The following is a 25,507-nucleotide window of genomic DNA, read 5'->3' as shown; positions in this document are numbered from 1 at the left end:
TCCATGAACAAGATCATCATTTCAACCCCGGATGCGCCGCAAGCGATTGGCACTTATTCCCAAGCGGTACGCGTGGGCGATACGGTGTATTTGTCGGGGCAAATTCCGCTTGTCCCTGCGACGATGCAGATGGTGGATGGCGATATTGCCGCGCAAGTGCGCCAAGTTTTCGAGAATCTGGCGGCGGTAGCTAAGGCTGCGGGTGGTTCGTTGAATGATTGCGTGAAAGTGCATGTATTTCTTACTGATTTGGTGAATTTCCCCGTGGTGAATCAGGTAATGGCGGAGTTTTTTGATGAGCCGTATCCGGCGCGGGCGGCGATTGGCGTGGCATCGTTGCCGCGTGGGGCGCAAGTGGAAGTTGATGCCATTATGGTGGTGAGCTGACTATGACTGACCTGCAACAGCCGTACAAACTGGCGACAATTGATCTGGGGTCAAATAGTTTCCACATGATCGTGGTGCAGATTGACGCTTACGGGCAGGTCAGCATTTTGGATCGCTTGCGTGAACCTGTGCGGCTGGGCGGCGGGTTGGATGCGAAGGGCAATCTGAGTCAGGCCGCGCAACAGCGAGCGCTGGATTGTTTGCGACGATTTGGCGAGCGTATCCGTGATTTTCCTTCGGAAAATGTCGCTGCGGTGGGTACGAATACGCTGCGCTTGACCAAGAATTCGCGCGAGTTTTTGCATCTGGCGGAGGCGGCGTTGGGGCATCCGATTGCGGTCATCAGTGGGCGCGAAGAGGCGCGGCTGATTTACCTCGGCGTGGCGCATTCTCTCGCCAAAGACCAGCAAGGTAAACGCTTTGTGATGGATATTGGCGGCGGCAGTACTGAGCTGATTATCGGACAAGGCTTCGAGCCGTTGCATTTGGAGAGTTTGCGTATGGGCTGTGTGAGCAGCACGCTGGCATTCTTCCCCGATGGTAAGTTGACTGGCGCTTGTTGGGATAAAGCGATTACCGCTGCTTTATTGGAATTGCGCCCGATTAAAGCGGCGTATCGAGCGATTGGTTGGGAATCGGCAACAGGTGCTTCCGGCACGATTCGCGCGGTGAAAAAGGTCATCCAGCAAACTGGGCTTGCGCCTTACGGGATTACGTTGGAGCACATGTACCGCGTGCGCGATATGATGATCGAAGCGGGGCATATTGATAAGCTGAAGTTGGCGGGGCTGAGTGACGAACGCAAGCCTGTGTTTGCGGGTGGTTTAGCGGTGCTGATTGCGGTGTTTGAGGCGCTGAAAATCGACCGCATGTTGGTGTCGGATGGGGCGTTGCGGGAAGGCTTGGTGTATGACCGGCTGGAACGTTACCAACACGACGACATCCGCGACAAGACGGTACGGGTGTGGCAGCAGCGTTTTCAGGTGGATCAGGCGTATGCAGCGGCAGTGCATGACACGGCGCAAAAGTTGTTTAACCGTTGCCGCGATGAGTGGAAGTTGCCGGAGTATTTGGCAAACTTGCTGGGTTGGGCGGCGGATTTACACGAATTGGGGCTGGCGATTTCGCATTCTAGCTACCACAAGCATGGTGGCTATGTGTTGGAAAATGCTGATTTGCCGGGGTTTTCCACCGAAGATCAGCGTTGGTTGAGTGTATTGGTACGCACGCATCGCCAGAAAATTTCCAGCAAACTGTTTGCCTTGCTGGATGTGGAACATTACCAGAATGCGTTGTATTTAAGCGTGTTGCTACGGCTGGCGGTGTTGTTGCACCGTTCGCATAAAGAGGCAGCGCCGAGCATTGAACGTATCCGCGTGAGTAAAAACCGCATTGAATTACGCTTTGTGGATGACATCAAAGCCCAAAAGCCGTTGTTACTGGCGGATTTGGAGCGTGAGCAGGTATTGTTGAAAGCGGTGAAGGTGGAGTTGGTGTTTTAATTTCTGTTCTATACTCTTTACGCATAACCTGAACAAAAATCCCCTTGTGCGAGGAGATGTGTTATGCGTGTCTTGATTGTGGATGATCATCCGTTATTCCGTGAGGTGCTGTGCCTGCATGTCGAGGCGTGTTTCCCTCATGTGTGGATTCTGGAAGCTGGTTCGGTGCAGGAAGCGCTGGGTGTGTTGACCGAATACACCGATTTTTCCCTGATTCTGTTAGATGTTTCCATGCCGGTTGAAGACGGCATCACGGGGTTGCGGCGCATCCGTGCACAAGTGCCGGATGTGCCGATTACGATGCTGTCCGGTATTGGCGATACAGCATTGGCGCATGTGGCGATTGCCAACGGCGCAAACGGTTATATCAGCAAAACGGTGGGCGGGCGTGATTTAAAGAATGCGTTGCTGCTGATTTTGCAGGGTGAAACCTATATTTCACCCGCAATTTTGGTGGAAGTGGGGTTGGATGCACCGCCGCCCACACCGCCACCACTTGAGGATGCGGCGAATGTGCCAGTGGCGTTCGGTATGACGCCGCGCCAGCTTGAAGTGTGCCGTTTGATGATTGCGGGTCTGCCGAATAAGGCGATTGCCCGCAAGCTAGCTTGTGCGGAAGGCACGGTCAGGTTGCATGTGAGTGCGGTGTTACGGGCATTGAATGTGCGTAACCGTACCGAAGCGGTGCAAGCGGTATTACGTTTGGGCATTGATAAAATTTAATAAAAATATTTACGGTTAATTTTTTCATAATATTTAATTTTAATATATTGCATTGATGCTATGCAATGAGTGCTATTTTATTCCAGCGTTAAGGACGTAACAATGCCTTGTCGGACAGGTTTGGCGACATACCTGCAACGATGTAACTGACAGGGAGTTTTCCTTAAGGAGGATCAAATGAAATACATTATTGCAACGATAAAACCAGTCATCGCGTTGGTGTTGTGCTTGAGCGCTTCGATAACGGTAGCCGATGGGCGAGACACGGGGGCATCCGCTTACACAACCAGTGGGCATGGTTATTCTGACCCGCTACGTTGGTCTGATAAGGGTTATGGCGGTTGGCGTACTCACGGGTCGCACGGTTGGGTGCAGGACGATAAGGGTTATGCGGTCTATGACGTGGGTTTCGATATTTGTCGATTGGCTTGTGAAGTGAACCACAACTGCAAAGGCGTTGAATATATTTCGACCCCTTACGGTGGCTGGAGTGAAAATGGCTATTGGGTGCAAAACAAGTGCGAAATTCATTACGATCATTTTGCGCATTGTGATACCAGTGGTGGCGGCAAAGGTACGTGGGATGGCTGCTGGGTAAAAACTTACTAGATATAAATTTAACCGCTTGATCAGATTGCGCTACAAACCTCGCCCTTTATGGCGGGGAGGATAGCGCGAGTGGCGAAGCAGCCCTATGTTCGCAGGTTAATCTGCCAAGCAACACCGTTTAGCACATAAATCCACTCTCATCCATGCGATTGTTGGCTACACTCCAGAAAATGCAACGACTCCAAGCCTTCAAATACGAACTCAAGCCAGACGGTGGACAACAGCGCAATCTGCGCCGTTATGCGGGTTCGTGCCGATTTGTTTACAACAAGGCGTTAGCGTTGCAGCAAGCGAATCATGAAGCAGGTGAAAAGTTCATCGGTTACGTGGCAATGGCAAAACACCTGACGGCATGGCGTAATGGCACAGAGACCCCGTGGTTGAAAGATTCTCCCGTTCATCCGCTGCAACATGCGCTGAAAGATCTCGACAAAGCTTACCGTAACTGAACAGTCCCCCCTTACCCAAACGCACTAAATTTGCGACACTCCCCCGATGACCCAACAACTGAAAGACCACAGCCTCAAACAGCTTAACAGCCAGTACCTTGCCAAGCTCACGCCGGAGGAACTGCTGCACCTGTCGACCAAGTTGTTGCATGACCTGAAAGAAGCGCGGGAACAGATCAACCAAAACTCCAACAACTCCTCCAAACCACCCAGCAGCGGTTTCCCGTGGGAAACGTCACCCAAAACGGTGGCTTTGCCCGAAACAGAAGGGGTGGGTGCAGCCAGAGGAAAGCCAACCCCGGAACCAGAAGCTGTGGCGGGCACAAAGCCAGCCCAACCAGCCAAACGCAAAGCGGGTAAACAACCCGGCGCACCGGGTTATGGTCGGGTATGGCATCCGCCCATCAATGCAGACGAACACCATTACCCCAGCCGATGTGAAGCCTGTGGCAGGTCCCTGGATGCGGCTGTCTCCCGTATTTATACCGCCTATGACAGTGTGGACATCCAGTTTGGCACGGATGGGAACCCCGGACTGACCGTCATCACCACCCGCCACCACCTTCACGATAGCGTATGCACCTGCGGTCATGTGAGCCGCCATATCCCGCATCGCCAAGCTCCCGACCCGTTATACCCGGAGGTTGATGTGGGCGAGTGGCGGCTGATTGGGGGCAATCTGGCGGCACTTATTGTCCACCTACGGCTGCGCTCACGCTTGTCACTGCGTGGCACACAAGAACTGTTGCGGGAGGTGTTGGGCATTCCCCTAAGTGTCGGGGTGTTGCAGCAATGTTTTGAGGAAGCAGCCGCGAGTGCTTCTCCATTGGAAGATGCCTTGGTGGAAGGGCTGTTGGCAGAAGCCACCGCTGACGGCGGGGTGCTGTATATTGATGAAACCTCTTGGAAAGAGCGTGGCGAAGCCCTGTGGCTATGGACATTCGTCACCACCCTCAGCGTTTGTTTCTACGTAGGGCAGCGCACCATTGAAATGCTCGACAACGTGATTAGCCCCCACTTTGGGGGCTGGCTGATGAGTGATGGCTATGCCGCTTACCGCCACCACCCCAAACGCTTGCGTTGCTGGGCGCACCTGATCCGCAAAGCCCGTGGGCTGGCAGAATCACTGGACAAAGACGGGCGGACGTTTGGCAACTTCACCCTCGCTTGGCTGAGGGTATTACAGGACGACATTTACGCTTGGCGGGCAGCAGGCGGCACGGTGGGGACGCAAACCGACGTGATCCGTCAACGCCATCAGGCAAAACTCCTGGAATTCAGGGCATTATGCTTGATCCATGCCGTATCTGCCCATGACAAGACGGCGGCACTGGCGAAAGAGTTCATCAATGATTGGGATGCCATTTTCCGAATCCTTGACCACCCGTGGCTTCCCTTGACCAATAATGAGGCTGAGCGGGCGTTGCGCCATTGGGTGATCCTGCGCAAAACCAACCATGGCACAAAGAGTGCTACGGGGAGCCGTGCGTTTGCCATGCTGGCCAGCATCATCGGTACTTGCCGCAAACGTGGACAGTCTGCCTTGGCTTATCTTGCCAGTGTTATTACCGCTGCCCGCGCTGGCTTTGCCCTGCCCGCTTTACCGCAAGGGGTGGGGATGTGATCAATTACAGCTTACCAACATTTCTTTGCCAAACGCGCTGATTTTCCGCGTTTCAAACGCAGGGGTAGCGGTGACAGTTTCCGCTACCCTGATCCCAAACAAATCAAGATTGACCAAGGGAACAGCCGTATTTTCCTGCCCAAACTGGGCTGGATACGCTACCGCAACAGCCGTGAGGCGTTGGGGGAATTGCGCAATGTTACCGTTTCCGGCAAAAGCGGCAAGTGGTACATCAGCATCCAAACCCAGCGGGAAGTGGAACAATCTGTGTCTACTACGGCTACTGGTGCTGAGTGCAGCCGAAGCATTGGTATTGACTTGGGCATAACCCGTTTCGCCACGTTCTCGGATGGCAGCTATATTGCCCCGCTCAACAGCTTTAAAATCCAACAAACCAAGCTCGCCAAATACCAACGACGCATGGCACACAAGCAGAAATTCAGCAACAACTGGAAAAAAGCCAAAGCCAAAGTTCAAAAAACGCATACACAAATAGCCAATGCCCGCCGTGATTTCCTGCACAAAGCGACGACCACGATTAGCCAAAACCACGCGCTCGTGTTCATCGAAGATTTGCAGGTACGGAATATGTCCAAGTCAGCGGCAGGTACGGCAGAAAATCCCGGCAAAAACGTTGCAGCCAAATCTGGCTTAAACAAGGCGATCCTCGATCAAGGCTGGGGCGAATTTCGGCGGCAACTGGATTACAAAACGGCATGGAACGGCGGGATACTGTTTGCCGTGCCACCGCACCATACCAGCCAAACCTGCCCGTGTTGCGGTCATGTGTCAGCCGCTAACCGCCAAACCCAAGCTCGCTTTGCGTGTGTGGAATGTGACTATGAAAACCACGCCGATGTGGTCGGGGCGGTCAATGTTTTAGAGCGGGGGCACCGCTTGTTAGCCTGTGGAGATGTGGCATTACGCCGCTCTGTGAAGCAGGAACTCACCGAAGTAAGTCAGCTATCTGGCTGAATGCAGTAGGAATCCCCTTCCTTTAGGGAGGGGAGGATGTCAATCCAAAGCAATCTAGACATTTGTCCTACACTATCTGTTATAGAGGGAACAGTGTAGGAGTGGTGTGATGCTTCAGGATGTCGAGCTGAACCAGCGCTTGCAGGAGCGTTACAAGCTGCTGTTTACCAAAGTGGTTGTGCCGGTGATGGTGGTGACGACGCTGTTTCTGGTGCTGTCGCATTGGCAACCCGGCAATGACCGGGTTTTTTCTGGCATGGTGGTTATTGCGGTGGTGGCGGGGCTGAATGTGTGGCTTTCCCAGCTTAAAGCTATTCCTACCCCGTGGGGCGCGATTTCGGCACGTTCAGATACCTTTGATACCCTGCGCTGGTGCGTAAATTTTCCGTTTGATGTGTATATCGCGTGGAGCTTGAATGCGCACGAGGCGGCGGCGGTGATTGCGTGGCTGCTGCTGACCTTTGGGGCGTTGACCGAGGTGCATCAGCCGCGCAATAAGTTGATCACGGTGGGGGCGGCTTTTAGCAGTTTTTGTGTGCTGGTGTTGTGGTTGTATCCGACGGATCTGCGTACCGAGGTTTACCTGATTGCGTGTTATCTGGGGCTGGTGTTCATTTTGTGGAAGCTGGAACGCTATGTGGCGGCGGAAATGGCGGCGGTATTCGCCGAACGTTTACAGCGGGAACGGGTAGAGCGCGAGGCGGCGGGTTTGCAGCGTGAGGCGGCGATTGGACATTCGACCCGTGCGATCAACCATGAGATGAATACGCTGATCGGCGTGGCGCGGTTGAGTGCGGAGCGGATCGGTGAGCGGCAAGTGGAGGAGGCTACCGCGAAAGATGTGGCGCGGTTGGAAAAGGCGCTCAGTTACATGGAGCGAGTGTCGCGGCTGATTCTGGACGATTTGGGCAGTGAAAGTGTCGTTAAACGCCGTATTTCGCTGGCGGAATTGCAGGATGATTTGCGCTTGTTGCTGTGCAATGGGGTGACGCATTGTCAGGCGCGGCTGGAGTTTGACTTTCCAGCGAATGCAGTGGATTACTGGTTTGAGGAGCGCACGGGATCTACCTATTTGATTTTGCATAATTTAGCGAAGAATGCGTATGAGGCGGTACTGGCTAAGTTTGATGGGAAGCCGGGTGGGGTGATTCAGGTGAGTGCGGCGGTGGAGGGGGGGCGGTTGGTGCTGGCGGTGTATGACAATGGGGTGGGGATGTCGGCGCAGCAGGTGGAAGATATTCGGCGGCAGGTGGTGGTGAGCGGCAAGATTGATGGACATGGGCTGGGGTTGCAGTTTGTATGGCGGGAGTGTGTGTGGAATGGGTTTGAGTTGGCGGTGGAGTCGGGGGAGGGGGAGTTTTGTCGGTTTGGGGTGAGGATTGTGTTGTTTAAATAGTCTCCCCCCCCCCCAAGAATTCTCATTTTAGACTTATTAGTCACAATAATTTTATTGGTTATGACAAAAGATATATAGCAAGTAGTGTGGCCTATCTTCTTATATAGACATTTGTGTTATTTATCAATATTCTATTAATTGATAATTTATCAGCATATTCACTGATGGCATGACGATTAGGATTGATCAATTTTTAACGTTGTCATGCTTATTTTCAATTTTTTCAAGTTATTGCTTGGGAGCTTAACGATATGGAACAAGCTAATCGGTCTCCAATGATCATTATATCTTATCTTGTTGCAATATTCATAATCTTTGTTAATTTAACAGGTTGTGCTGTTAGTTTAATTAGCAGTTATGACGAGCAAACAGATAAAGCGGTAACGGCTTTACAGAAAAAAACAGAAGAACATTTTGTCTTGCTTGACTCAGTTGCAGGTTTGCCAGAGTGTAAATATGAAAAACATAAGGAGTTTTATAACAAAACTAAAGTGGATGTTAGCGGTATTAAAGTTAGGGTGGCGGCAATTCCTGATAATAAAATTACAATAGATCAAACAGAATTACTTTCTCGTAGTTTCAATGATCTTGAAAGCCTGCATAAAATCTCATGTCTTTCAAAAGATCAGATTAAAATCCTAAGCATACAGTTCAACACAAGTTTTACATCAATATTGAAATTGGAACTGGCTAAACGCCGTAATTGAGGAGGCTATATGAGCATAAATATATCAACGCTAGCTACGGATATGACAGTGGCTTTCAAAAAGGAATTTTCCATAAAATGGTCAGATACTAAAGAGTTTGCTGAAGCCGAAAGCCAGAAGCTAGCTCAATCACTGAGTATGATTGAGGCATTGATTGTTAGCAGGAGTATAAATCAAGAACAAGCTAGACTTCTTTTGAATATTCAGAGAAATGCTACGCTGATGGTTCTATTGACGATTGAAGGTTTAGGGCTGCTTGCAGTAGAACATGCAATAAATGCTGCACTTGGTGTAGTGAAAAGCACCGTTAATACTGCATTGGGATTTGAGTTGATATAACTAAATTTTCAATGTTTCTATCGAGGTTCTCTGTACACGACAAAAATTCTAACCCATTGGGAGCTTCTAAAAACCCGGTGTATTGCCGTGGTTAGCGTTGGCCTATCGGCATTTTGTTAAAAAACACCAATCCATCTCAATTTTCAGGTTGTTTTCCAGCATTTTTGCGGATTTTTCGGGGATTTCCCCTCAAATAGGCACAACTCCGCTTACTTTGAGCGAACAAAGTCGACGCAGGTTATATACGGTTGCCTTGATGCTGAGTCCAAATTCTGCCCGCGCCAACCCAATGCTACGGATGGCTTTGCCACCCATCGCACAGATTGACCCAAACACATGCTCAACTCGTGCGCGGGGTCTGGCGATGCGGGTGTCCGCCCATGCGTCACGGCTGGTGTTGGCTCGGTCAAGCACCACTTCAAAATGGTTGATGTCATGCTCTTTGGCAGTGCTGACGTGGCGTTTGCGGATGAGTTTGTATTTCCGGTCGGCACTGATGTTGAGTTTGTAGCCGTGGTAGCTTTTACCGTGTTTCTTCGTCCAGCTTGCTTCCGTATCCTTTTGGCGACGTTGCGCAGGTGTCCAGTCCGCCGGTGTTGCCGCTTGTTCCAACAGTACTTTTTCTTCTTGGTGGAAATGTTGTTTGGGGGCTTCCACCAGCGTGGCATCGACGATTGAGCATTTTCTCACATTTGTGCGGGGTTCAGGAGGTTTTTAGAGATTCCCATTAGTGGTTCTTTCACCACAAAGATGAAAGAAAACTGAACGTCAAGACTTGACAATCAGCGAAATTACTCACTTTATCCGAACTTTTCGGTAAGTTGTCCACATTGTCATCCCACGTTCATCTATCCTGTAAATTTGTCAACCCCGTCAAAAAATATATTTCAAATCATTGATTTTTAATAACTTAATACATATGTATATTTTTTAGGCAAAGTGCATAAGTACTTATTTGACAAGGCTTAGCAGGGCTATTTTTCGATTAATCCACAGAGTTATCCACAGGTTCTGTGCATAAACGCCATTTCCGCTTATGTAGCAAGGAGTTGTTAAGGTTTCAGCAAGTTTTCCCCCTGCCAACACGCAAACGTCTACATCATCCCCTTGCAATTCCGTTAAACTTGCCTGCATGAGTCAAGACCCACCCCGTTACATTGCCCTCGTTGCTGTGCCGCGCCCGCTGCACACCCTGCTCAGTTACGCCCTACCCGACGGCGAGCAGCCAGTCGCCGGAACACGCGTCCTCGTTCCCTTTGGCAGTCAACACAGCGTAGGCTTAGTGATACGGGTTCAAGCCACCCCACCCAACGATACCGATAGCCCCTTCACCCTGAAACCCGTCGAAGCCATCCTCGACGTTACCCCCTTGCCCGATGCACACCTGCTCAAGCTGCTGCAATGGGCAGCAGGCTATTACCACCACCCCGTCGGTGAAGTACTCTTTTCCGCCTTACCCATCGCCCTGCGCAAGCCCAAACCGCTCTCCAACCGCCTCCAAAAACTGCTGCTTGCACACGCAGCGGTCACCTCACCACTCGCCGACACCCACGCTCTACAACTCACTGCCGAACAACAACAATGCCTGCACAGCATCGAGCAATGGAACACGCAAACCCCACGCCGCCCCATCCTGCTCCACGGCATCACCGGCAGCGGTAAAACCGAAATCTACCTACGCCTCATCGCCCCACTATTCGCCGCTGGTAAACAAGTGCTGATCATCGTGCCGGAAATCGGCTTGACCCCGCAATTGTTGCTGCGCTTCGCCCGCTTTTTTGGCGACGCACCGATGGCTTGCCTGCATTCCGCCCTCAGCGACGGCGACCGCCTCAAAGCATGGCTGCAAGCGCGTAGCGGCATGGCGCAGATCATCATTGGCACACGCTCCGCCATTTTCACCCCCGCGCCCAACCTTGCCCTGATCGTCATCGACGAAGAACACGATGCCTCCTTAAAACAGCAAGAAGGTTTCCGCTACCACGCCCGCGACCTTGCCATTAAACGCGCCCAAATGCTCGACATCCCCATCGTCATGGGCACAGCAACGCCCGCGCTGGAATCGCTCTACAACGCGCAAACCAAGCGCTTCCACTACGTGCGTCTCAACCAGCGCCCCGGCACTACCCGCAAACCCGACCTGCAACTGCAAGACACGCGCCCGTTCGAGTTACAAGCGGGTTTAACCCCGCAAAGTTTGATTGCCATCCGCGACACGCTGGCACGCGGCGAACAAGCGATGGTCTTCCTCAACCGCCGAGGTTTTGCCCCTGCCTTGTACTGCCCCTCGTGCGGCTGGCAAGCCAATTGTGAACATTGCAGCGCCAAAATGACCTGGCACGCCCGTCGCAATAAACTGATTTGCCACCATTGCAGTACCGAACAACCCACGCCGTTACGCTGCCCGCAATGCCAAAACCCCAAGCTCACCACGCAAGGGCAAGGCACAGAACGCCTCGAACTTACCCTGCAAAGCCACTACCCCGATGCCGTGGTCGTGCGTATCGACCGCGATAGCACCAGCCGCAAAGGTGAACTCGACGCCAAACTCGCCACCGTGCGCAGCAACGACCCGCTGATTCTGGTCGGCACGCAAATGCTCGCCAAAGGTCACGATTTCCCCAACCTCACGCTGGTCATTATCCTCGACATTGACCAATCGCTGCTCAGCACTGACTACCGCGCCCTCGAACGTTTGGGGCAATTGCTGGTGCAAGTCGCCGGGCGTGCCGGACGTGCCGACAAAGCAGGGCGCGTGATTCTGCAAACCAGCCAGCCCGACCACCCCATGCTGCACCAACTGGTCGGACACGGTTACACCCCGTTCGCGCAGCAACTGCTGGAAGACCGCAAACGCTGGCATTTTCCACCGTTCGGCTATCAAGCGTTGATCCGCGCCAGCAGCACTGCCAGCATGGAAAAAGCCCTGCAATTTCTGGAACACGTCAGCCAATTACTGGTGAGCGCTACGGGAACAGACTTGCAACGGCTAGGGCCTATTCCTGCATTGCTAGAAAAACGAGCCAACCGTTACCGCGCCCAACTGTTGCTGGGTAGTCAGCAGCGTGCCGCGCTTCATGCTGCTTTACAGCAACTGCTGCAACAATCAGCAAAGCTACCGGGACGTTCTGGAGTACGCTGGTCAATTGATGTTGACCCAATTGATTTCAGCTAGAAATGATTCGAAAATAGCTATACTCACCACTATCCCTAAAATCGAGACATCTACGATGACCAAAGATTTCAAACAACAATCAGCCGCAGGCAGTGCCTTTGGGCAATACGGTCTGGGCTGGATGATCGGCGGTGTTGCCATTGGGCTACTGATCGGCGCAGGCATGTACGCACTCGCCAACAAAGGCAATGTTGCCAATACCAGCGCCCCCTCTTCAGCAGATACCACCACGGTGAATACCAGTAGTGCGCTCACGCCGCCAACGGCTACACCCAACACCACCGCAGCACTCGAAGGCAATAACGGCACAGCATCCTTACAAGATAGCCCTGCCCAAACGAATGAAACCATCGACGAAACCCCCGGCTTCAGTTATCACGCCGTCTTGCCACAACTGGAAATCGACGTACCGCTGTCCGCACAAGTAGAACAGCAAATGAACGCAAATCAGCCCGCGCCGGATAAAACCGCCGCCGATAAAAAGAAAGCACCTGAGAAGCCAGAAACCGAGAAAAAAACCGCGACTCCCGACAAAGCACCTGAAAAGATCACTGAAAAAACTGCTGAAAAATTGCACGAAAAAGCCAACGCTGTCCCAGAGAAGAAAGCTCCCCCTGCGCCAACCTCGGCGACACCGACCGGCTTCAACGGTTTTCAAATTGGTTCTTACAAAACCCAAGACCAAGCAGCAAACATGCAGCAGCGCCTGCAACAAAACGGTCTGAACACCCGCATCGAAGCCGCTAATGTGCAAGGTGCAACGTGGTATCGCGTCAAAATCGGCCCTGCCAGTTCCGCCGCAATGTTCCACAAGTGGCAACAAACCTTATCTGGAATGGGAATTAGCCCAATGGCTGTACGTATGTAATGATCATCATCATTTCATACACATACACATACACGTAAACCAAACAAGGGAGGCATCACATGGCCTATTTAGATATTCACTCTGGGGTACTGGCAGCGAATGCTAGCGAAACCGAACGCGCTGGTTTTATCCGGCGCACTTACCTGCACTTAGGCGGTGCAATCCTCGCGTTTGTCGGCGTTGAAACGGCGCTGATCCAATCCGGCATTGCTGAGTCATTTGTACACCTGCTGCAAGGCGGTGGCATGTTCATGTGGTTGGTCGTGATGGGTTTGTTCATGGGCGCATCTTACGTTGCGAACAACTGGGCGCATTCGGCTATTTCCAAGGAAATGCAGTACGCAGGCTTAGGTTTATTCGTGGTAGCAGAAGCCATCGTATTTATGCCGCTGCTGTACATTGCCCTCAATAAAGCACCAGATGTACTCAGCCACGCGGCATTGCTGACCTTGGTACTGGTTGCAGGAATTACCTTTACGGCGTTTACAACCCGTAAGAACTTTTCTTTCCTGGGGCCTGTCCTGAGTATTGGCGGGATGCTGGCACTCGGTGTCATTTTGGCAAGCGTCTTGTTTGGCTTCACCCTAGGCTTGGTATTCTCTGGTGTGATGATTGTGTTTGCCGCAGCGGCTGTGCTGTACAGTACCTCTAACATTATTCATGAATACAATACGCAACAACACGTTGCGGCATCGCTCTCGCTGTTCTCTAGCGTGGGCTTAATGTTCTTTTACATTGTGCAATTCCTGATGAGCTTGACCGGTCAAGACTAAACACAGCGCGGTGTTTTACGGTATTGATAAGGCATCCTTCGGGATGCCTTTTTTGTTTTGGGAGAAACGTTAACGATGGCAACTTACGCAATTGGTGATTTACAAGGCTGTTATGACCCACTCATGCGCCTGTTGGAAAAACTTCGCTTTGACCCCCACCACGATACGCTGTGGTTCGCGGGGGATCTGGTGAATCGCGGCAAACAATCGCTGGAAACCTTACGCTTCGTGCGTTCCCTGCGGGATGCTGCCGTGTGCGTACTCGGCAATCACGACATTAGCCTGCTGGCTGCCTTCCACGGTTTACGCAAGCCGCACAAAAGCCTGAAAATGCTGACCGAAGCCCACGATTACCTCGACTTAATGGCATGGCTTGCGCAACGCCCCCTGCTGCACGTCGATACGCAACTGGGCTATGCCATGAGCCACGCTGGAATTGCCCCGCAATGGGATTTAGCCACCGCGCAAGCCTGCGCCCGCGAAGTCGAACACGAACTTGCCAGCCCGCACGTTGCCCAGTGGCTCGCGCAGGTTTACGGCGACCAACCCGATGTGTGGAATCCTAAGCTGGCACGGCACGACCGTCACCGTTACATCCTCAATGCCTTCACCCGAATGCGCTATTGCCACCCCGATGGCAGCCTCGATTTTGACGCCAAAGGGAAACCATCAGAAACTGCGGAACTTATTCCGTGGTTTAAATATCCAACAAAGCAATCCCTAGGGTTAACCGTGCTGTTTGGTCATTGGTCTACTTTGGGGTACTATAATGGAAATAATACCATTGCGCTGGATACTGGCTGTGTTTGGGGCGGTCAGCTCAGCGCTTTTAGAATCGACAACAATCAACAATTAATCTGCATTCAATGTGACGACTATGGCTGACGAAAAAAACACAGAACCCAGCAACTACGCTGGTACAGTAAAAATAGCGGTACGTGGACGGGACTACTACGTACATATGTCTCCACCCATGCCGATGATGGGCTTAGACGATCTAGTGAAGGGGCTAGAACGCAACCGCGCCATCATCAAAGCAAGCCAAGACAAAATGCGGGAAACATTTGTTATGGAAGCGTTTGAATACGCCGCCCCGTGGACGTTGAATTACGACGGACCCACGCAAGATGCGATTCAAGCGCACATCAATATCAGTATGCTTGTGCCTTTGATCAACCTCAAAGGCGGCACGGCTAATTTTGAAAAGCCGGAAACCTTTCCCGTCAAGCAACGCATTGAAATGATGCGTAATGTTGCCGAGAAAAGTGTGTTCATGGATCGTATTATGAATCACAACACCATGAACGCCGCCATTGCGATGACGTTTATGCTGGCGGTATTTCTGTCGTTAATCCTGCTCTAACACGGGTTCGCGCTGTTCGGCGGTCAATTGCAGCACTTCGGCAATCGCGGCTTCAATCGCGGGCAAATCGGGGATAAAGCACAGCAAATGTGAGGCACGCACCTGTCGTGCCACATACGGGCAGCGCTGCATATTGCCGCTGTGATCATCGCGCAAGGTATCCGGTAAAATTTCCAGCGTATTCAAGCCGCCTTGCACCCGTAACGCAATAAAGGGTAAACCGGGCAACGCTGATACCGTATGCAAAATCAGGCACTTGCCTTCATCAGACTCGCCTTCCTCTTCCTGCATACACAAGGACTCGATAGAAACCACGGGGATTTGCCGATTGCGCCAATGCAACCAACCTTCTACGCCGGGATGTTCGGAGGGCACGAGTTCGCCCCCCGTCACCAATTCTGCCATCAGATTGACAGGTAAAATCAAACTGCCTTTGTGCAAGCGCACAATCAGGCTTTTAATCGCGGGTTGTTTACCAAGGTTCATACTGTTTGCCCCTCCCACACGTGGGTATTATCGGTTGCGTGACCGCTGGCGAGCACTTCTTGCAAGGCATCCAGCAGCACTTCATTCTGATACGGCTTCCCTAAGAAGCCGGTTGCGCCCAACGAACCGGCGTGTTCGCGATGCTTTTGCGCGGTGCGCGAGCTGATCATAATAATCGGTAACCTTGCCCATTGCGGGTCACGGCGTAAATGTCCCAGCAACTCAAAGCCATCCATGCGCGGCATTTCAATATCCAGCAACACCACATCCGGCTGGAATTCACTCATCCGTTCCAATGCCTCCATGCCATCCTTTGCGGTAAACACTGTGTAATCACGGGTACTGAGGAATTTCTCAGTCACGCGCCGTACCGTAATGGAATCATCCACCACTAACACACGCGGTGGTCCCACGGGTTCAGCAGGTTGCTCTTCCAGCACGGCGGACGTTTCCGCCAACGGCTGCACCAGTAACGCCAACCGCGCCAGCTCCGCCATATCCGGCACAAGAAATACGCTGCCATCCGGTGATACCGTCGCTGCCGAATACAAGCGGCAGTTTTTGAACAATGTTCCCAGCGGTTGTAACACCACTTCGCGCCGCCCGCGTATGCTATCAATCACCCACGCCACGGCTTGCCCTTGCAATTGGATGAACACCACCGGAAAACGTTCTTCCGCCTCAAAGACTGGCTCAAAGCGTTGCACCCCCAGCACTTCCGCCAGATGGTGCAAGACGTAAGGTTCACCTGCAAAATCCAGCAAGGCCACTTCCGCCTGCAAGGTTTCCTGAAGCTGCCGCCCAGAAATCCGCGCCAAGCCCTGCACGCCATTGATCGGTAGTGCATAGAGTTGCCCTTGCACCTCCGCCAGCAAGACCGGATTCACCACCAAGGTAAACGGTAAGTGCATCGCAAATTCCACGCCCTCATTGGGTTTGGAGCTAATGTGCAAACTGCCACCCAGTGCTTTCAGCTCAGAATGCACCACATCCATACCGATTCCACGCCCTGCAATTTGGCTAATGCTGGTCGCGGTGGAAAAACCGGGGCGCAAAATCAAGCGATCCAATTCGGTTTCCAGCAACTCTTGCCCTTTGCTGGTAATGCCTATTTCCAACGCACGTTCACGCAAACGCTCACGGTTCAAACCACGCCCATCATCACGGAAACGGATCACAATTTCCGCATCATCACGGCTAATGCTCAGGCTGATTTTGCCGGTACGCGGCTTGCCTTGCGCTTCCCGCTCATCCGGCAATTCCAACCCGTGTGAAATCGCATTACGGATCAAGTGTTCCAACGGTGCGGTCATGCTTTGCAACAAATTGCGGTCGAGTTCGCAATCTTCACCCAAGACTTCTAGCGCGACTTGCTTGCCCAATTCGCCTGCGACTTGCCGTGTCAAACGGCGCAAACGTGGCACAAGCATGGTCACGGCGACCAAGCGCGTATCCAGCAAATCCTGTTGCAATTGGCGGGTGGAACGCATATCGGCTTGCAATAATTGCTCACCTTTGCGCACTTGCGCAGCGAGATCCACCTCTAAATTCACCAAGTCATTCAGGCTTTCGGCGAGGGAACGTGACACACGCTGAATTTCGGCGTATTGATCCATTTCCAGCGGGTCAAAGCCATCACTATTGGTAGGTGTTGCGCTGGTGATCGTGGATTGCTTGCTGCGTCCGGCGTGAATACGTGCTTCACTTTCTACCTCAAGGGCACGGATTTGTTGGCGTAAGCGTGCCACGGTACGCACCAACTCATCCACATCCATGCCCATGCTGCTGAAATGTTCGGATAGGTGCACTTGTTGCACATTCAGCTCAACCACACGATCAATCAAGCTATCCACAAACACCGCAGGCAAACGGATAGTTTCGTGCGGATTCACTGTCGCTGCCGTCGCCTCAGCACTTTCTAACGCCGGAGTCGGACGCACCACCGTATCCAGCAAGGCAATATCCGGCAAACTATCGGCTTGCTCTTGCAATAAACGCTCCAGCAAACTGCCGGATTCCGGGGTGACAGGACGAGTTTGCCGCGCCCATGTATCCGCCACTGGCGCAGGGACGGGCAATTCCACCGCTTCCGGCACAACAACCTGCTCCGGCACAGGTTCTGACACAGGGGCGGGAACGGTTGCACTGGGATAGCGGCTAAATTCTTCCGCCAAGTGGTGCAAACGATCAACCGCGACTTGCAAGGTTTCAATATCCGCCGCGCTTACGCCGCTGACATGGTGCAAGCGGCTTAACAGGCTTTCTGCTTCGTGGCTGACATCTGCTAAGGCGGTCAATTGCGCCATCCGCGCCCCGCCTTTGAGGGTGTGGAATTCGCGTTCCAGCTCGTGAATAATGTCCTGATCGTCTGGGGTATCGCGTAAATGTTGCAAGTTACGGTCGAGGGCTTGCAGTTGTTCGGGGACTTCTTCCCAGAACAATTGCCAAATCAACCGCGCCTCCGCATCCACCTCCGCCGCGTCATCGGGTTCGGGTTCGGGTTCGGGTTCTGGATCGGGGGGCAATGTGAACGCTGGCAACAGCTCTGGCAGGGCTGTCATGGGTTCTTCTGGCTGCGGTTCGGGGGGCAATTCGAAGATTGGTTGTGGAATAGGTTCGGGGGGCAATTCGAAGATCGGTTCTGGCGTAACCATCTTGGCTGGCGCAGGGGTTGGCGCAGAAAAATCAAACATTTCTAGCGGCGCAGCTTCCGGCGGCAATAACACCGCTTCGGCGGCGGCAATCATCGCCTCCACCCGCGCATCTTTTTGCTGTGCTTCCAAGAAATACGGCAAACGCGCCTGCAATTCCACAATTGCTTTGCCGACTTGCTCCACCACACGGTCATCCGCGACCACTTGCCCATTCAGAACATGATTCAACAGGTCTTCATGAATCCAACCAAAATCCCCCAGTGCAAACGCCCCCGCCATGCGCCCACTGCCCTTGAGGGTATGGAACGCACGGCGAATCTCCGTCAGTACTGCCCGATCTTTACGCGCTTGCTGCCATTGCGGGAATAAGTGATGCAGGTTTTCGGCAATCTCAGTGACTTCTTCACTGAAAATATCGAAAATGTCATCGCCTAAGCTATCGCGTAAGCGGTGGGTTGTTGGAGCGGCATCCGTAAGCGTTGCAGTAAAGTCGAGGGTGTTTGCTGTTGTGCTTTTTTTTTTGCCACAACATCCGCTTCCAACGCGGTCAAATCGACTTCACCCAGCAAGTTCAAATCGCTAAAACCATCCAATTCGCGCAGCTTCGCAAACCCCGTCGGCAACAATGCAAGGTCATCGTCATGATGCAAACGCGCCGATACCGAGGCTTCAAACAGCGTGAGCACATCCGCAAACACGGCTAATTCATCCAACGACGGTTCACGTTTGCGTACTAACAAATCTTCACGCACATAGCGCAACGCCGTATCCACCATCGGCAACAATTCGGTGGCATTTGCCATCGTCAACGCGCCGCTGATGGTTTCCAGCGAGGTCGCGACTTCTTCCAAACACACAAACGCCCAGCCTTCCTTGTAAAACGCCACCATGCGTGATTGCGCTTTGCTCAATTCGGTCAAAGTCGTGCGGAGCAGCGAACGTTCGCCGGAGGGGTCTTGGTTTTCGCCATCCTGACTGAAAATTGTGTCGGTGACATCCTGCCCCGTTTCGGCGTATTCACCCAAGACTTTTTCTAAACGGGCGTAATGGGTGCTAATGTGTAGCATCGCCTCCAAATCTTGCACCGTACCGCTGGCTAAACGCGCCCGCAAATCCGTAACCAATTCCGCCGTTAAACTCGACGCACGCCCCAAGCCCAACATCGCCAAGGTGCTGGCTAAACTATCGGTACGATCCGCTAATTTACCCAGCAATTCTGGCTGACGCTCACGGTCTTGCATCGCATCCAACACGCCTTGCAAACTGCGTAATTCTTCGGTGACAGAAGACGACACCGCCCGCCACATATCGCGCCCCGGCGTGGTGTAATAGTGGCGTAATTCATCCAGTGTTTCGCCTTGCGGCAGATACAAATCCAAATGATACGCGGCTTTCACTTTATCCGTGGTTGACGCACCGTTTTCCGCCAAGCCCACGTAATACAACAAGTTTTTCAGTAATTCATCCGCCAAACCCTTGTCGTAACCGACTTCGCCCACTTCACTGAACAGGCGAATTTCGCGCTCCAACCGTCCCAGCAACATCTTGACCGCAACACCGTGCTCCAAGCGCTCCTGTTCCAAGGCTTCGGCTAAACCCGACGCAATCCACCACAGCGAACGCACCCGTTGTGAACGGTTGAGCTTAATCATGTTATCGGTAACTTTACCCACGGCTTGCAACATGCGTTGCGGCTGCTCGTGTTTAAACCAACCCAACAGCGCTTTTTGGAAGAAAAACCGTAACTTAGTACTCACCTGATGCAAGCGATCCAGCGGCAACGCCACGTATTCCGCTGTGCCGATCTGTTCATCGCTAGCATGACCGTCTTGCGGCAAAAACACTAAATGCTCGGATAATAAATCAGCATCCCGCGCTGCCCGCAGATTGTTCAAGGTCGGCAACACAATCATCGGCAAGTCGGCATAGCCTTCCTGCAAATGCTTGAGGTATTCCGACAATTGCAATAAACCTTCCGCCACCGCATCCTGCGCTGCTCGCAAATTGTCGACCCGACCTTGAATCAACGCATCCAGCAAATGCACGAGTTCGCCACTGAGCATACTCACGCCACTGGCATCCAAGACTTCCAATGTGCCATTCAGTTGGCGGCATGTTTCGCGGCAGCCACTTAACTCACTCTTGTCCGTAGTTTCGGTGTAACGCCCAAACGCTTGCCGCACTTGCTCAATGGCTTGCTCAACATCCTTGACGATCCATCCAAGACGGCTAGCCAAACTTGATTTATCCGAAATCATATTGCACCTGTCATTTTTGTTTTTCTTCAGCCAGCGTGAAGTCCGTAATTGCCCCGCGTAAATCGGCAGCGGTGGCATTGAGATCGGTCACCAGTGCGCGGGTTTCTTCGCTGTAGCGAGCCGTTTGCTGGGTAATTTCTTGGATCGCGCTCATGGTATTCACCACTTGCCCAGCCATATTCGCCTGCTTACCGGCGGCTTCCGAGATATTGCCGATCAAGCGAGCTAAACCCACCGTCACGTCTTCCACTTCATCCAGTGCCGCGCCTGCTAATTCGGCATTACGCGCCCCATCGACCACTTTGGCCGTGGTTTCTTCCATCGAGGCCATCACTTCACTGGTATCCGCCTGCATGGTACGAATCAATACGTCAATCTTGCGCGAGGCTTCTGCCGCTTGTTGCGCTAATTGCTGCATTTCATCCGCCAAGCGTCGGAAACCGCTGGACGCATTGCCCGTACCGCTATTCACCTGACTGCTGCTGGTTTGAATCGAGGCATTCAGTGCCAGAATATTAGTCTGTTCGGCAATGTCATTCATCAGGCGCACAATGTCGCCGACTTCCTGTGAGCTTTCCCCCAAGCGCTTCAAACGCTTCGAGGTCGCTTGAATTTTTTCGCGGATCGACCCCATGTCCACAATGGTCGCCCGCACGGTTTGCGCCCCTGCTTGCGAAATATCCAAAGACTTCCGCGCCACGTCGGCTGAACTCGACGCATTGCGCGAGACTTTCTGAATGGATTTGGTCAACGTAGCAATCGTCGAAGTGACGACCGCAATTTCCTGCGCTTGGCGCGAGGATGAACCCGCCAGATTATTGACCCGCGTTTCTGCATCCTGTGCAAATCCCGTCAGGTGGTGCGAAGTCATATCCATGCGCACCACCAACGCCCGCAGCGCATCCACCGCAAAGTTAACCGCGTCCGCAATGGCGCCGGTTACGTCTTCCGTCACCGTGGCGCGCATGGTCAAATCACCATCCGCCAACGAACTCATTTCATCCAGCAAGCGCAACACCGCCTGCTGTTGCTGCCGTGCTTCCCCCGCACTTTGCGTATGGGCTTGGCGCTTTAAGTGCCATAACAGCCAACCCAAGCCGATAACACCGAGCAGCAGCACACCAATCACACTCTGGTAAGCAAGCTCGCTCATACGGCAATCTCCCCGCTTTCCAAGGCGCTGACCAGCTTGAGCGCATCCACCACCGCGACCGGCTGATCATCCAACAACAACCATTGGCGGATATAGTGCAGCCCTTTACCCTTAACCAAGTGAGGAGCGGCGCAGACGGGGGTATCCGACCAAATATGCCGTACCCCTTCAAAGCTGCCCGTTTGTAAACCAAACCATTCCCGTGCACCGCGTACCACGAATGCCCGTCCGGTGCTGGAAACCCGTTCTTTACCCAATAACAACGCGGCAACATCCACCAGCGTCACTAATTGTGCGCGGCAATAAATTACCCCATTGATCCAACTTGCCACCCCGCGTACTGCCGCGACACTGGCGGGCGTCACCACCTCTTCCACCTGATCACACGGAATCAGGCAAACCAAATCGCCGATGTGTACCTGAAACCCTGACCATTCCTGTAAATCTTGGGTGTGGTGCTGATGTGAGCGGCGCTTCTTTTCACGCAGTAACGCCAACCCTGCGAGCAGTTCGTAAGGGCTAACCATGACTATCTGCCTTGCCGATGAACTGCGCAATGGTTGCCAACAGTAGCTTAGGGTCAACGGGTTTAACGAGGTAGGCTTTCGCGCCTTGACGTGTCGCCCACACCCGATCGGTTTCCGCCGACTTGGAACTGCACACGATAATCGGAATATGCGCGGTTTCGGGCGAACGCGTCAGCTCACGAGTAGCTTGAAAACCGTTCACCAAGGGCATCACCACATCCATCAGGATAATATCCGGCTGCCGCGCTTTCGCGACTTGGATACCTTCCTGACCATTGCAGGCAACACTGACCTGAAAGCCGCGTTTTTCCAGCAATGCGGTAAAAATACGGGTCTCAGCCAAAGAGTCGTCAATGATCAGTATGTGTGGCGCTGCCATGGTGTAACCCCTTTAATCGTCGATTAAATCAATGAAGGGGGCTGAATCCACAGGTGCAGCAGGCACGACAGCAGCCGCAACGTTCGGTAGTTTCACATGCGTATAAATGGCGGTGAGGAGGTCTTCCTTGGTGAAGGGCTTGGTCAGGTATTTATCCGACCCCGCTAAACGCCCACGCGCCATGTCGAAAATGCTGTCTTTACTCGACAATAACACTACGGGTATATCACGGTATTGGCGGTTGGCTTTGATCAGCGCACACGTTTGATACCCATCCAAACGGGGCATCATAATGTCAACGAAAATGACATCGGGCTTGAAAGAGGCAATTTTTGCCAGCGATTCAAAACCATCGCCTGCTGTCACGACCCAACAGCCCTGCTCAGTGAGCAAAACCTCGGCAGTACGCAGAATGGTCTTGCTGTCGTCCACTACCACGACTTTCAGGCCGGTCAGATCGCGTTCGAGCGTCTTATTTAGGGTATCAGGCATATTTCACACTTTGACCTAGTTCGTTGTTTTTTTAATTATTACAGACTAACCAAATGACCAAGCAAGCCTGCGCTTACAGAAGGTCTTTTATCTACGATACAGTTTACCCAACAGCCCTACCGATTACCCAAGGCTTTCAGATAAAGCGTTATGCCGCTTGCACATAATAATCCCCTGCCACCAGAGTGACGTGGGTAATTTCCGGTGAACAATTACGCCGAATCGGCAAACCCGTCGAGCCAATGCCACGACTGGTGTATACCCACGATTCGTTCACGCGATACAAACCTTGCACATACTTGCGCCCCAAGTACGGACGAATAAACGGCTTACCCGGTTTAAGCTGGACTTGCCCACCATGGGTATGCCCAGAGAGTTGCAGCGAAATTCGCGCATCATCGGCATACCAATCAATCATATCCGGCTCATGCGCCAGCAAGACTACGGGCTTATTACCACGCAATTTATCCAACGTCGCTTTGATGTCGGGTTGCCCCAACCAGCCATCATCAATGCCTGCCAAATGGAATACGCCACCGCTGTGCTGAATATCCAAGCCCTCGTTACGCAATACCGGAATGCCGTGTTTGGCAAACGTTTCCTCAATCAGCACCGGGTTGGTTTTGATGTCATGGTTGCCCATCACCGCAAATACACCGTAACGCGCATTCAGCCCTGCTAACACGGGTACGAGGTCGAGAATGTCTTCACCATCGTGCCACACGTAATCGCCCGTCAACACCACTAAATCCGGCTTGAGCGCATTGGTTTTTTCCACCGCCCGTTGGATGTGTTCCACTTGCGTATACGGGCGCAAGTGCATGTCAGTCAGTTGCACTATCGTAAAACCTTCCAACGCTAATGGCAGGTTTTTCACCGGAATTTCCACGAACTCTTCCACCAACCAACGAATTTCGTTAGTACGATCCGCGTGCCGATCATCGTGGAAATAGTTCATACGCCCGATACGGTTCAGTACCCGCTGGGGAGTCATCGCCGCCGTTTTCAACATGCTCGTTGCCTCGTGAAAAAAAGGTTACATACCATTACGGAATGCGTCCGTCTGGGTAATACCGGAGTTACGCACATCCTTGAGGGCGGTTGCATACGCGCTCAGAATGCCGCCTGCATACACGATGCGCTCACGAAAATACTGATCTGCCACTGCATCATTCTTACTCGCCTCCGCATTGAGGACAGCTTCTACGTGGCGCACAATTAATTGTTCGGGGATGTAACAGATGCGGTTATTTTTGTAACTGCTCATGCGTAACTCTGCTACCGGATACGCCCCACCATCAGAGGATGACACGCCCACGATTAATGCAGGCTTATGCGCCAATTCGCCCGCACCCCACAATAAAAAGAAATTCTTCAAACCGGCGGGGACTTGCCCATGCCATTCGGGTGCAATGATGACAAAACCATCGCTGGATGCCAGTTTTGCCGATAAAGGGTTGAGTAAGGTTTGCCATTTCTCATCCCCGTTCCAGATGCCTTCATCCCACAGTGGCAAAGGATTGCCCGCCAAGGTAAACACTTCGGTTTCAGTGGCTTGCTGATGATCCAGCAAGGATTGCGCCATATAACGTGCCACCTTTTCGCTTTGGGAGTTGTCGCGGTGGCTACCGCTGATGAGCATGATTTTCATAGTACGCTTCCTTGAAGTAAAAAGCCGGGATATACCCGGCTTTTTAGTGACTGTCTAATAACCTTCGGGAATTAGATGTACAGGCAAATGTCAGCATCACCGGCGAAATCAAAGAACATCGCAGCACCGGCGTATTCCACGTCGCTGATAAATTCTTTGGTATCCATCTCGAACAGGTCAACGGTCATCTGACATGCGATGAATTTGACATCCGCTTCCTGACACAGTTCACGCAGTTCTGCTAAGTCAGCAACGCCTTTGTCCGCCATTTTCTTTTTCATCATGGAGGTCATCATGGCTTGCATACCCGGCAGCGCCTGCATCAATACCGGCACAGGAAACGGCATAGGCATACCGGGGTTGCCTAATGGGCTAACTTGCAGGTCAAGTTTTTTCTTCAATAATTGCAGGCCGTAAAATGTGAAGAAAATCTGTACGTCATAACCGAGTGCAGCCGCAGTGGATGCCAGAATGAACGGAGGGTAGCCCCAATCCAACGTACCTTTAGTTGCGATGATCGCCAGCTTTTTGCTCATGTTTGATGTCTCATGATAAATTGTAACTCACAGGTCGATAAAGACCCACCTCTCTCAAATACCGAATTCACTATAACAGAATTCTCTAATTTAGGCAGCGTTCGGTAGCACTACCTTCATACCTGATTGATACCATGAGATAATCCCGCCGCGCAGATTTACCGCGTCAATGCCGGTATTCTGTGCCAAGAACATGCAGGCTTGCGCCGAACGCGCTCCGCTGCGGCAATAAAATACGATGGTTTCATCTTTCGGCAAGTCGTTCATGCGTAAGGGCAAGGTGTGCAGCGGCATGAATTCAGAGCCTTCGATAATGCCCTGCGCCACTTCTGAGGCGGAACGCACATCAATCAGCCGGACTTTTTCGCCAGAATCCAACAAGGTTTTCAAACCAGCAGCGTCAACTTCACGAATCCCAAACATAAACGACCTTACATCCCACAAATATTAAAACTTACTTATATTCTAATTGAGATAGGCA

26 protein-coding genes and 1 pseudogene are annotated in these 25,507 nt (G+C 52.4%); 15 read left to right on the top strand and 12 right to left on the bottom strand.

Annotation, left to right across the window (positions count from 1 at the left end; translation table 11 throughout):
• Positions 1–3: 3 nt before the first annotated feature.
• From ridA to J1836_RS04725, 10 genes are all read left to right on the top strand, one after another.
• Positions 4–387 (top strand): deaminase RidA, encoded by a 384-nt coding sequence (ridA, locus tag J1836_RS04775; protein WP_207249939.1) that lies wholly within the window; start codon positions 4–6, stop codon positions 385–387.
• 2 nt (positions 388–389) lie between these two features.
• Complete coding sequence (ppx, locus tag J1836_RS04770) at positions 390–1,889, top strand: exopolyphosphatase (protein WP_207249938.1); 1,500 nt, start codon at positions 390–392, stop codon at positions 1,887–1,889.
• 63 nt (positions 1,890–1,952) lie between these two features.
• Complete coding sequence (locus J1836_RS04765) at positions 1,953–2,612, top strand: response regulator (protein WP_207249937.1); 660 nt, start codon at positions 1,953–1,955, stop codon at positions 2,610–2,612.
• 177 nt (positions 2,613–2,789) lie between these two features.
• Positions 2,790–3,221 (top strand): hypothetical protein, encoded by a 432-nt coding sequence (locus J1836_RS04760; protein WP_207249936.1) that lies wholly within the window; start codon positions 2,790–2,792, stop codon positions 3,219–3,221.
• Positions 3,222–3,391: 170 nt separating this feature from the next.
• The gene (locus tag J1836_RS04755; RefSeq protein WP_207249935.1) at positions 3,392–3,670 is read left to right on the top strand and encodes a helix-turn-helix domain-containing protein; all 279 of its coding nucleotides are present in this window, start codon (positions 3,392–3,394) and stop codon (positions 3,668–3,670) included.
• A 46-nt stretch (positions 3,671–3,716) separates the two neighbouring features.
• Positions 3,717–5,294, top strand: coding sequence for an IS66 family transposase (gene tnpC / locus J1836_RS04750; protein WP_242632653.1), 1,578 nt, complete (start codon positions 3,717–3,719; stop codon positions 5,292–5,294).
• 3 nt (positions 5,295–5,297) lie between these two features.
• Positions 5,298–6,269: an RNA-guided endonuclease InsQ/TnpB family protein gene (locus tag J1836_RS04740; protein ID WP_242632824.1), complete on the top strand. Its 972-nt coding sequence runs from the start codon at positions 5,298–5,300 to the stop codon at positions 6,267–6,269.
• Positions 6,270–6,378: 109 nt separating this feature from the next.
• Entirely contained in the window at positions 6,379–7,665 is a 1,287-nt protein-coding gene (locus J1836_RS04735) for a sensor histidine kinase (RefSeq protein WP_207249932.1), read from the top strand.
• Positions 7,666–7,916: 251 nt separating this feature from the next.
• Positions 7,917–8,372 (top strand): hypothetical protein, encoded by a 456-nt coding sequence (locus J1836_RS04730; RefSeq protein WP_207249931.1) that lies wholly within the window; start codon positions 7,917–7,919, stop codon positions 8,370–8,372.
• 9 nt (positions 8,373–8,381) lie between these two features.
• On the top strand, positions 8,382–8,711 hold the full coding sequence (locus tag J1836_RS04725) for a hypothetical protein (protein ID WP_207249930.1): 330 nt from the start codon (positions 8,382–8,384) through the stop codon (positions 8,709–8,711).
• 189 nt (positions 8,712–8,900) lie between these two features.
• Here the strand turns inward: J1836_RS04725 and J1836_RS04720 are convergent.
• A pseudogene (locus J1836_RS04720) lies at positions 8,901–9,386 on the bottom strand (transposase); the annotation flags it as partial.
• Between the two features lie 457 nt (positions 9,387–9,843).
• On the opposite strand from J1836_RS04720, the gene J1836_RS04715 reads away from it, so the two are divergent.
• From J1836_RS04715 to J1836_RS04695, 5 genes are all read left to right on the top strand, one after another.
• Positions 9,844–11,886 (top strand): primosomal protein N', encoded by a 2,043-nt coding sequence (locus J1836_RS04715; RefSeq protein WP_207249929.1) that lies wholly within the window; start codon positions 9,844–9,846, stop codon positions 11,884–11,886.
• Between the two features lie 55 nt (positions 11,887–11,941).
• Positions 11,942–12,754 (top strand): SPOR domain-containing protein, encoded by an 813-nt coding sequence (locus J1836_RS04710; RefSeq protein WP_207249928.1) that lies wholly within the window; start codon positions 11,942–11,944, stop codon positions 12,752–12,754.
• Positions 12,755–12,813: 59 nt separating this feature from the next.
• Positions 12,814–13,527 carry a Bax inhibitor-1/YccA family protein gene (locus J1836_RS04705; protein WP_207249927.1) on the top strand — a complete coding sequence of 238 codons (714 nt, stop codon included), beginning with the start codon at positions 12,814–12,816 and terminating at the stop codon, positions 13,525–13,527.
• A gap of 75 nt (positions 13,528–13,602) precedes the next feature.
• Positions 13,603–14,412 carry a symmetrical bis(5'-nucleosyl)-tetraphosphatase gene (locus J1836_RS04700; protein WP_207249926.1) on the top strand — a complete coding sequence of 270 codons (810 nt, stop codon included), beginning with the start codon at positions 13,603–13,605 and terminating at the stop codon, positions 14,410–14,412.
• Positions 14,405–14,890, top strand: coding sequence for a hypothetical protein (locus J1836_RS04695; RefSeq protein ID WP_207249925.1), 486 nt, complete (start codon positions 14,405–14,407; stop codon positions 14,888–14,890). The genes J1836_RS04700 and J1836_RS04695 overlap by 8 nt, the downstream gene beginning before the upstream one ends.
• Here the strand turns inward: J1836_RS04695 and J1836_RS04690 are convergent.
• From J1836_RS04690 to J1836_RS04640, 11 genes are all read right to left on the bottom strand, one after another.
• Positions 14,876–15,376: a chemotaxis protein CheW gene (locus J1836_RS04690; protein ID WP_207249924.1), complete on the bottom strand. Its 501-nt coding sequence runs from the start codon at positions 15,374–15,376 to the stop codon at positions 14,876–14,878. The genes J1836_RS04695 and J1836_RS04690 overlap by 15 nt on opposite strands.
• Positions 15,373–18,408 carry a hybrid sensor histidine kinase/response regulator gene (locus J1836_RS04685; protein WP_242632823.1) on the bottom strand — a complete coding sequence of 1,012 codons (3,036 nt, stop codon included), beginning with the start codon at positions 18,406–18,408 and terminating at the stop codon, positions 15,373–15,375. Before J1836_RS04685 ends, J1836_RS04690 begins: the two co-directional genes overlap by 4 nt.
• 53 nt (positions 18,409–18,461) lie before the next feature.
• Complete coding sequence (locus tag J1836_RS04680) at positions 18,462–20,288, bottom strand: FimL-related protein (RefSeq protein WP_207249922.1); 1,827 nt, start codon at positions 20,286–20,288, stop codon at positions 18,462–18,464.
• A 10-nt stretch (positions 20,289–20,298) separates the two neighbouring features.
• Positions 20,299–21,441 (bottom strand): methyl-accepting chemotaxis protein, encoded by a 1,143-nt coding sequence (locus J1836_RS04675; protein WP_207249921.1) that lies wholly within the window; start codon positions 21,439–21,441, stop codon positions 20,299–20,301.
• Entirely contained in the window at positions 21,438–21,968 is a 531-nt protein-coding gene (locus tag J1836_RS04670) for a chemotaxis protein CheW (RefSeq protein WP_207249920.1), read from the bottom strand. The genes J1836_RS04675 and J1836_RS04670 overlap by 4 nt, the downstream gene beginning before the upstream one ends.
• Complete coding sequence (locus J1836_RS04665) at positions 21,961–22,347, bottom strand: response regulator (RefSeq protein WP_207249919.1); 387 nt, start codon at positions 22,345–22,347, stop codon at positions 21,961–21,963. The genes J1836_RS04670 and J1836_RS04665 overlap by 8 nt, the downstream gene beginning before the upstream one ends.
• Positions 22,348–22,359: 12 nt before the next feature.
• On the bottom strand, positions 22,360–22,839 hold the full coding sequence (locus J1836_RS04660) for a response regulator (protein WP_207249918.1): 480 nt from the start codon (positions 22,837–22,839) through the stop codon (positions 22,360–22,362).
• A gap of 148 nt (positions 22,840–22,987) precedes the next feature.
• On the bottom strand, positions 22,988–23,851 hold the full coding sequence (locus J1836_RS04655; RefSeq protein WP_207249917.1) for a metallophosphoesterase: 864 nt from the start codon (positions 23,849–23,851) through the stop codon (positions 22,988–22,990).
• A gap of 24 nt (positions 23,852–23,875) precedes the next feature.
• The gene (locus J1836_RS04650; protein ID WP_207249916.1) at positions 23,876–24,490 is read right to left on the bottom strand and encodes an NAD(P)H-dependent oxidoreductase; all 615 of its coding nucleotides are present in this window, start codon (positions 24,488–24,490) and stop codon (positions 23,876–23,878) included.
• A gap of 71 nt (positions 24,491–24,561) precedes the next feature.
• Positions 24,562–25,026 carry a sulfur carrier protein DsrE2 gene (dsrE2, locus tag J1836_RS04645; protein WP_207249915.1) on the bottom strand — a complete coding sequence of 155 codons (465 nt, stop codon included), beginning with the start codon at positions 25,024–25,026 and terminating at the stop codon, positions 24,562–24,564.
• A gap of 90 nt (positions 25,027–25,116) precedes the next feature.
• On the bottom strand, positions 25,117–25,449 hold the full coding sequence (locus J1836_RS04640) for a rhodanese-like domain-containing protein (RefSeq protein WP_207249914.1): 333 nt from the start codon (positions 25,447–25,449) through the stop codon (positions 25,117–25,119).
• Between the last annotated feature and the right edge of the window lie 58 nt (positions 25,450–25,507).

This window comes from Thiothrix fructosivorans (assembly GCF_017349355.1).
GTDB classification, from domain to species: domain Bacteria; phylum Pseudomonadota; class Gammaproteobacteria; order Thiotrichales; family Thiotrichaceae; genus Thiothrix; species Thiothrix fructosivorans.
This window is presented reverse-complemented; position numbering and strand designations above follow the sequence as displayed.

Bases quoted from the DNA above. Each gene is read 5' to 3' on its own strand.
- J1836_RS04670 (WP_207249920.1), bottom strand. From the start codon at position 21,968: ATGGTTAGCCCTTACGAACTGCTCGCAGGGTTGGCGTTACTGCGTGAA.
- J1836_RS04640 (WP_207249914.1), bottom strand. From the start codon at position 25,449: ATGTTTGGGATTCGTGAAGTTGACGCTGCTGGTTTGAAAACCTTGTTG.
- tnpC (WP_242632653.1), top strand. From the start codon at position 3,717: ATGACCCAACAACTGAAAGACCACAGCCTCAAACAGCTTAACAGCCAG.
- J1836_RS04760 (WP_207249936.1), top strand. From the start codon at position 2,790: ATGAAATACATTATTGCAACGATAAAACCAGTCATCGCGTTGGTGTTG.
- J1836_RS04715 (WP_207249929.1), top strand. From the start codon at position 9,844: ATGAGTCAAGACCCACCCCGTTACATTGCCCTCGTTGCTGTGCCGCGC.
- J1836_RS04695 (WP_207249925.1), top strand. From the start codon at position 14,405: ATGGCTGACGAAAAAAACACAGAACCCAGCAACTACGCTGGTACAGTA.
- J1836_RS04755 (WP_207249935.1), top strand. From the start codon at position 3,392: ATGCAACGACTCCAAGCCTTCAAATACGAACTCAAGCCAGACGGTGGA.
- J1836_RS04725 (WP_207249930.1), top strand. From the start codon at position 8,382: ATGAGCATAAATATATCAACGCTAGCTACGGATATGACAGTGGCTTTC.
- dsrE2 (WP_207249915.1), bottom strand. From the start codon at position 25,026: ATGAGCAAAAAGCTGGCGATCATCGCAACTAAAGGTACGTTGGATTGG.
- J1836_RS04735 (WP_207249932.1), top strand. From the start codon at position 6,379: ATGCTTCAGGATGTCGAGCTGAACCAGCGCTTGCAGGAGCGTTACAAG.
- J1836_RS04710 (WP_207249928.1), top strand. From the start codon at position 11,942: ATGACCAAAGATTTCAAACAACAATCAGCCGCAGGCAGTGCCTTTGGG.
- ridA (WP_207249939.1), top strand. From the start codon at position 4: ATGAACAAGATCATCATTTCAACCCCGGATGCGCCGCAAGCGATTGGC.
- J1836_RS04650 (WP_207249916.1), bottom strand. From the start codon at position 24,490: ATGAAAATCATGCTCATCAGCGGTAGCCACCGCGACAACTCCCAAAGC.
- J1836_RS04705 (WP_207249927.1), top strand. From the start codon at position 12,814: ATGGCCTATTTAGATATTCACTCTGGGGTACTGGCAGCGAATGCTAGC.
- J1836_RS04730 (WP_207249931.1), top strand. From the start codon at position 7,917: ATGGAACAAGCTAATCGGTCTCCAATGATCATTATATCTTATCTTGTT.
- J1836_RS04700 (WP_207249926.1), top strand. From the start codon at position 13,603: ATGGCAACTTACGCAATTGGTGATTTACAAGGCTGTTATGACCCACTC.
- J1836_RS04690 (WP_207249924.1), bottom strand. From the start codon at position 15,376: ATGAACCTTGGTAAACAACCCGCGATTAAAAGCCTGATTGTGCGCTTG.
- J1836_RS04675 (WP_207249921.1), bottom strand. From the start codon at position 21,441: ATGAGCGAGCTTGCTTACCAGAGTGTGATTGGTGTGCTGCTGCTCGGT.
- J1836_RS04680 (WP_207249922.1), bottom strand. From the start codon at position 20,288: ATGATTTCGGATAAATCAAGTTTGGCTAGCCGTCTTGGATGGATCGTC.
- J1836_RS04655 (WP_207249917.1), bottom strand. From the start codon at position 23,851: ATGTTGAAAACGGCGGCGATGACTCCCCAGCGGGTACTGAACCGTATC.
- J1836_RS04765 (WP_207249937.1), top strand. From the start codon at position 1,953: ATGCGTGTCTTGATTGTGGATGATCATCCGTTATTCCGTGAGGTGCTG.
- ppx (WP_207249938.1), top strand. From the start codon at position 390: ATGACTGACCTGCAACAGCCGTACAAACTGGCGACAATTGATCTGGGG.
- J1836_RS04665 (WP_207249919.1), bottom strand. From the start codon at position 22,347: ATGGCAGCGCCACACATACTGATCATTGACGACTCTTTGGCTGAGACC.
- J1836_RS04660 (WP_207249918.1), bottom strand. From the start codon at position 22,839: ATGCCTGATACCCTAAATAAGACGCTCGAACGCGATCTGACCGGCCTG.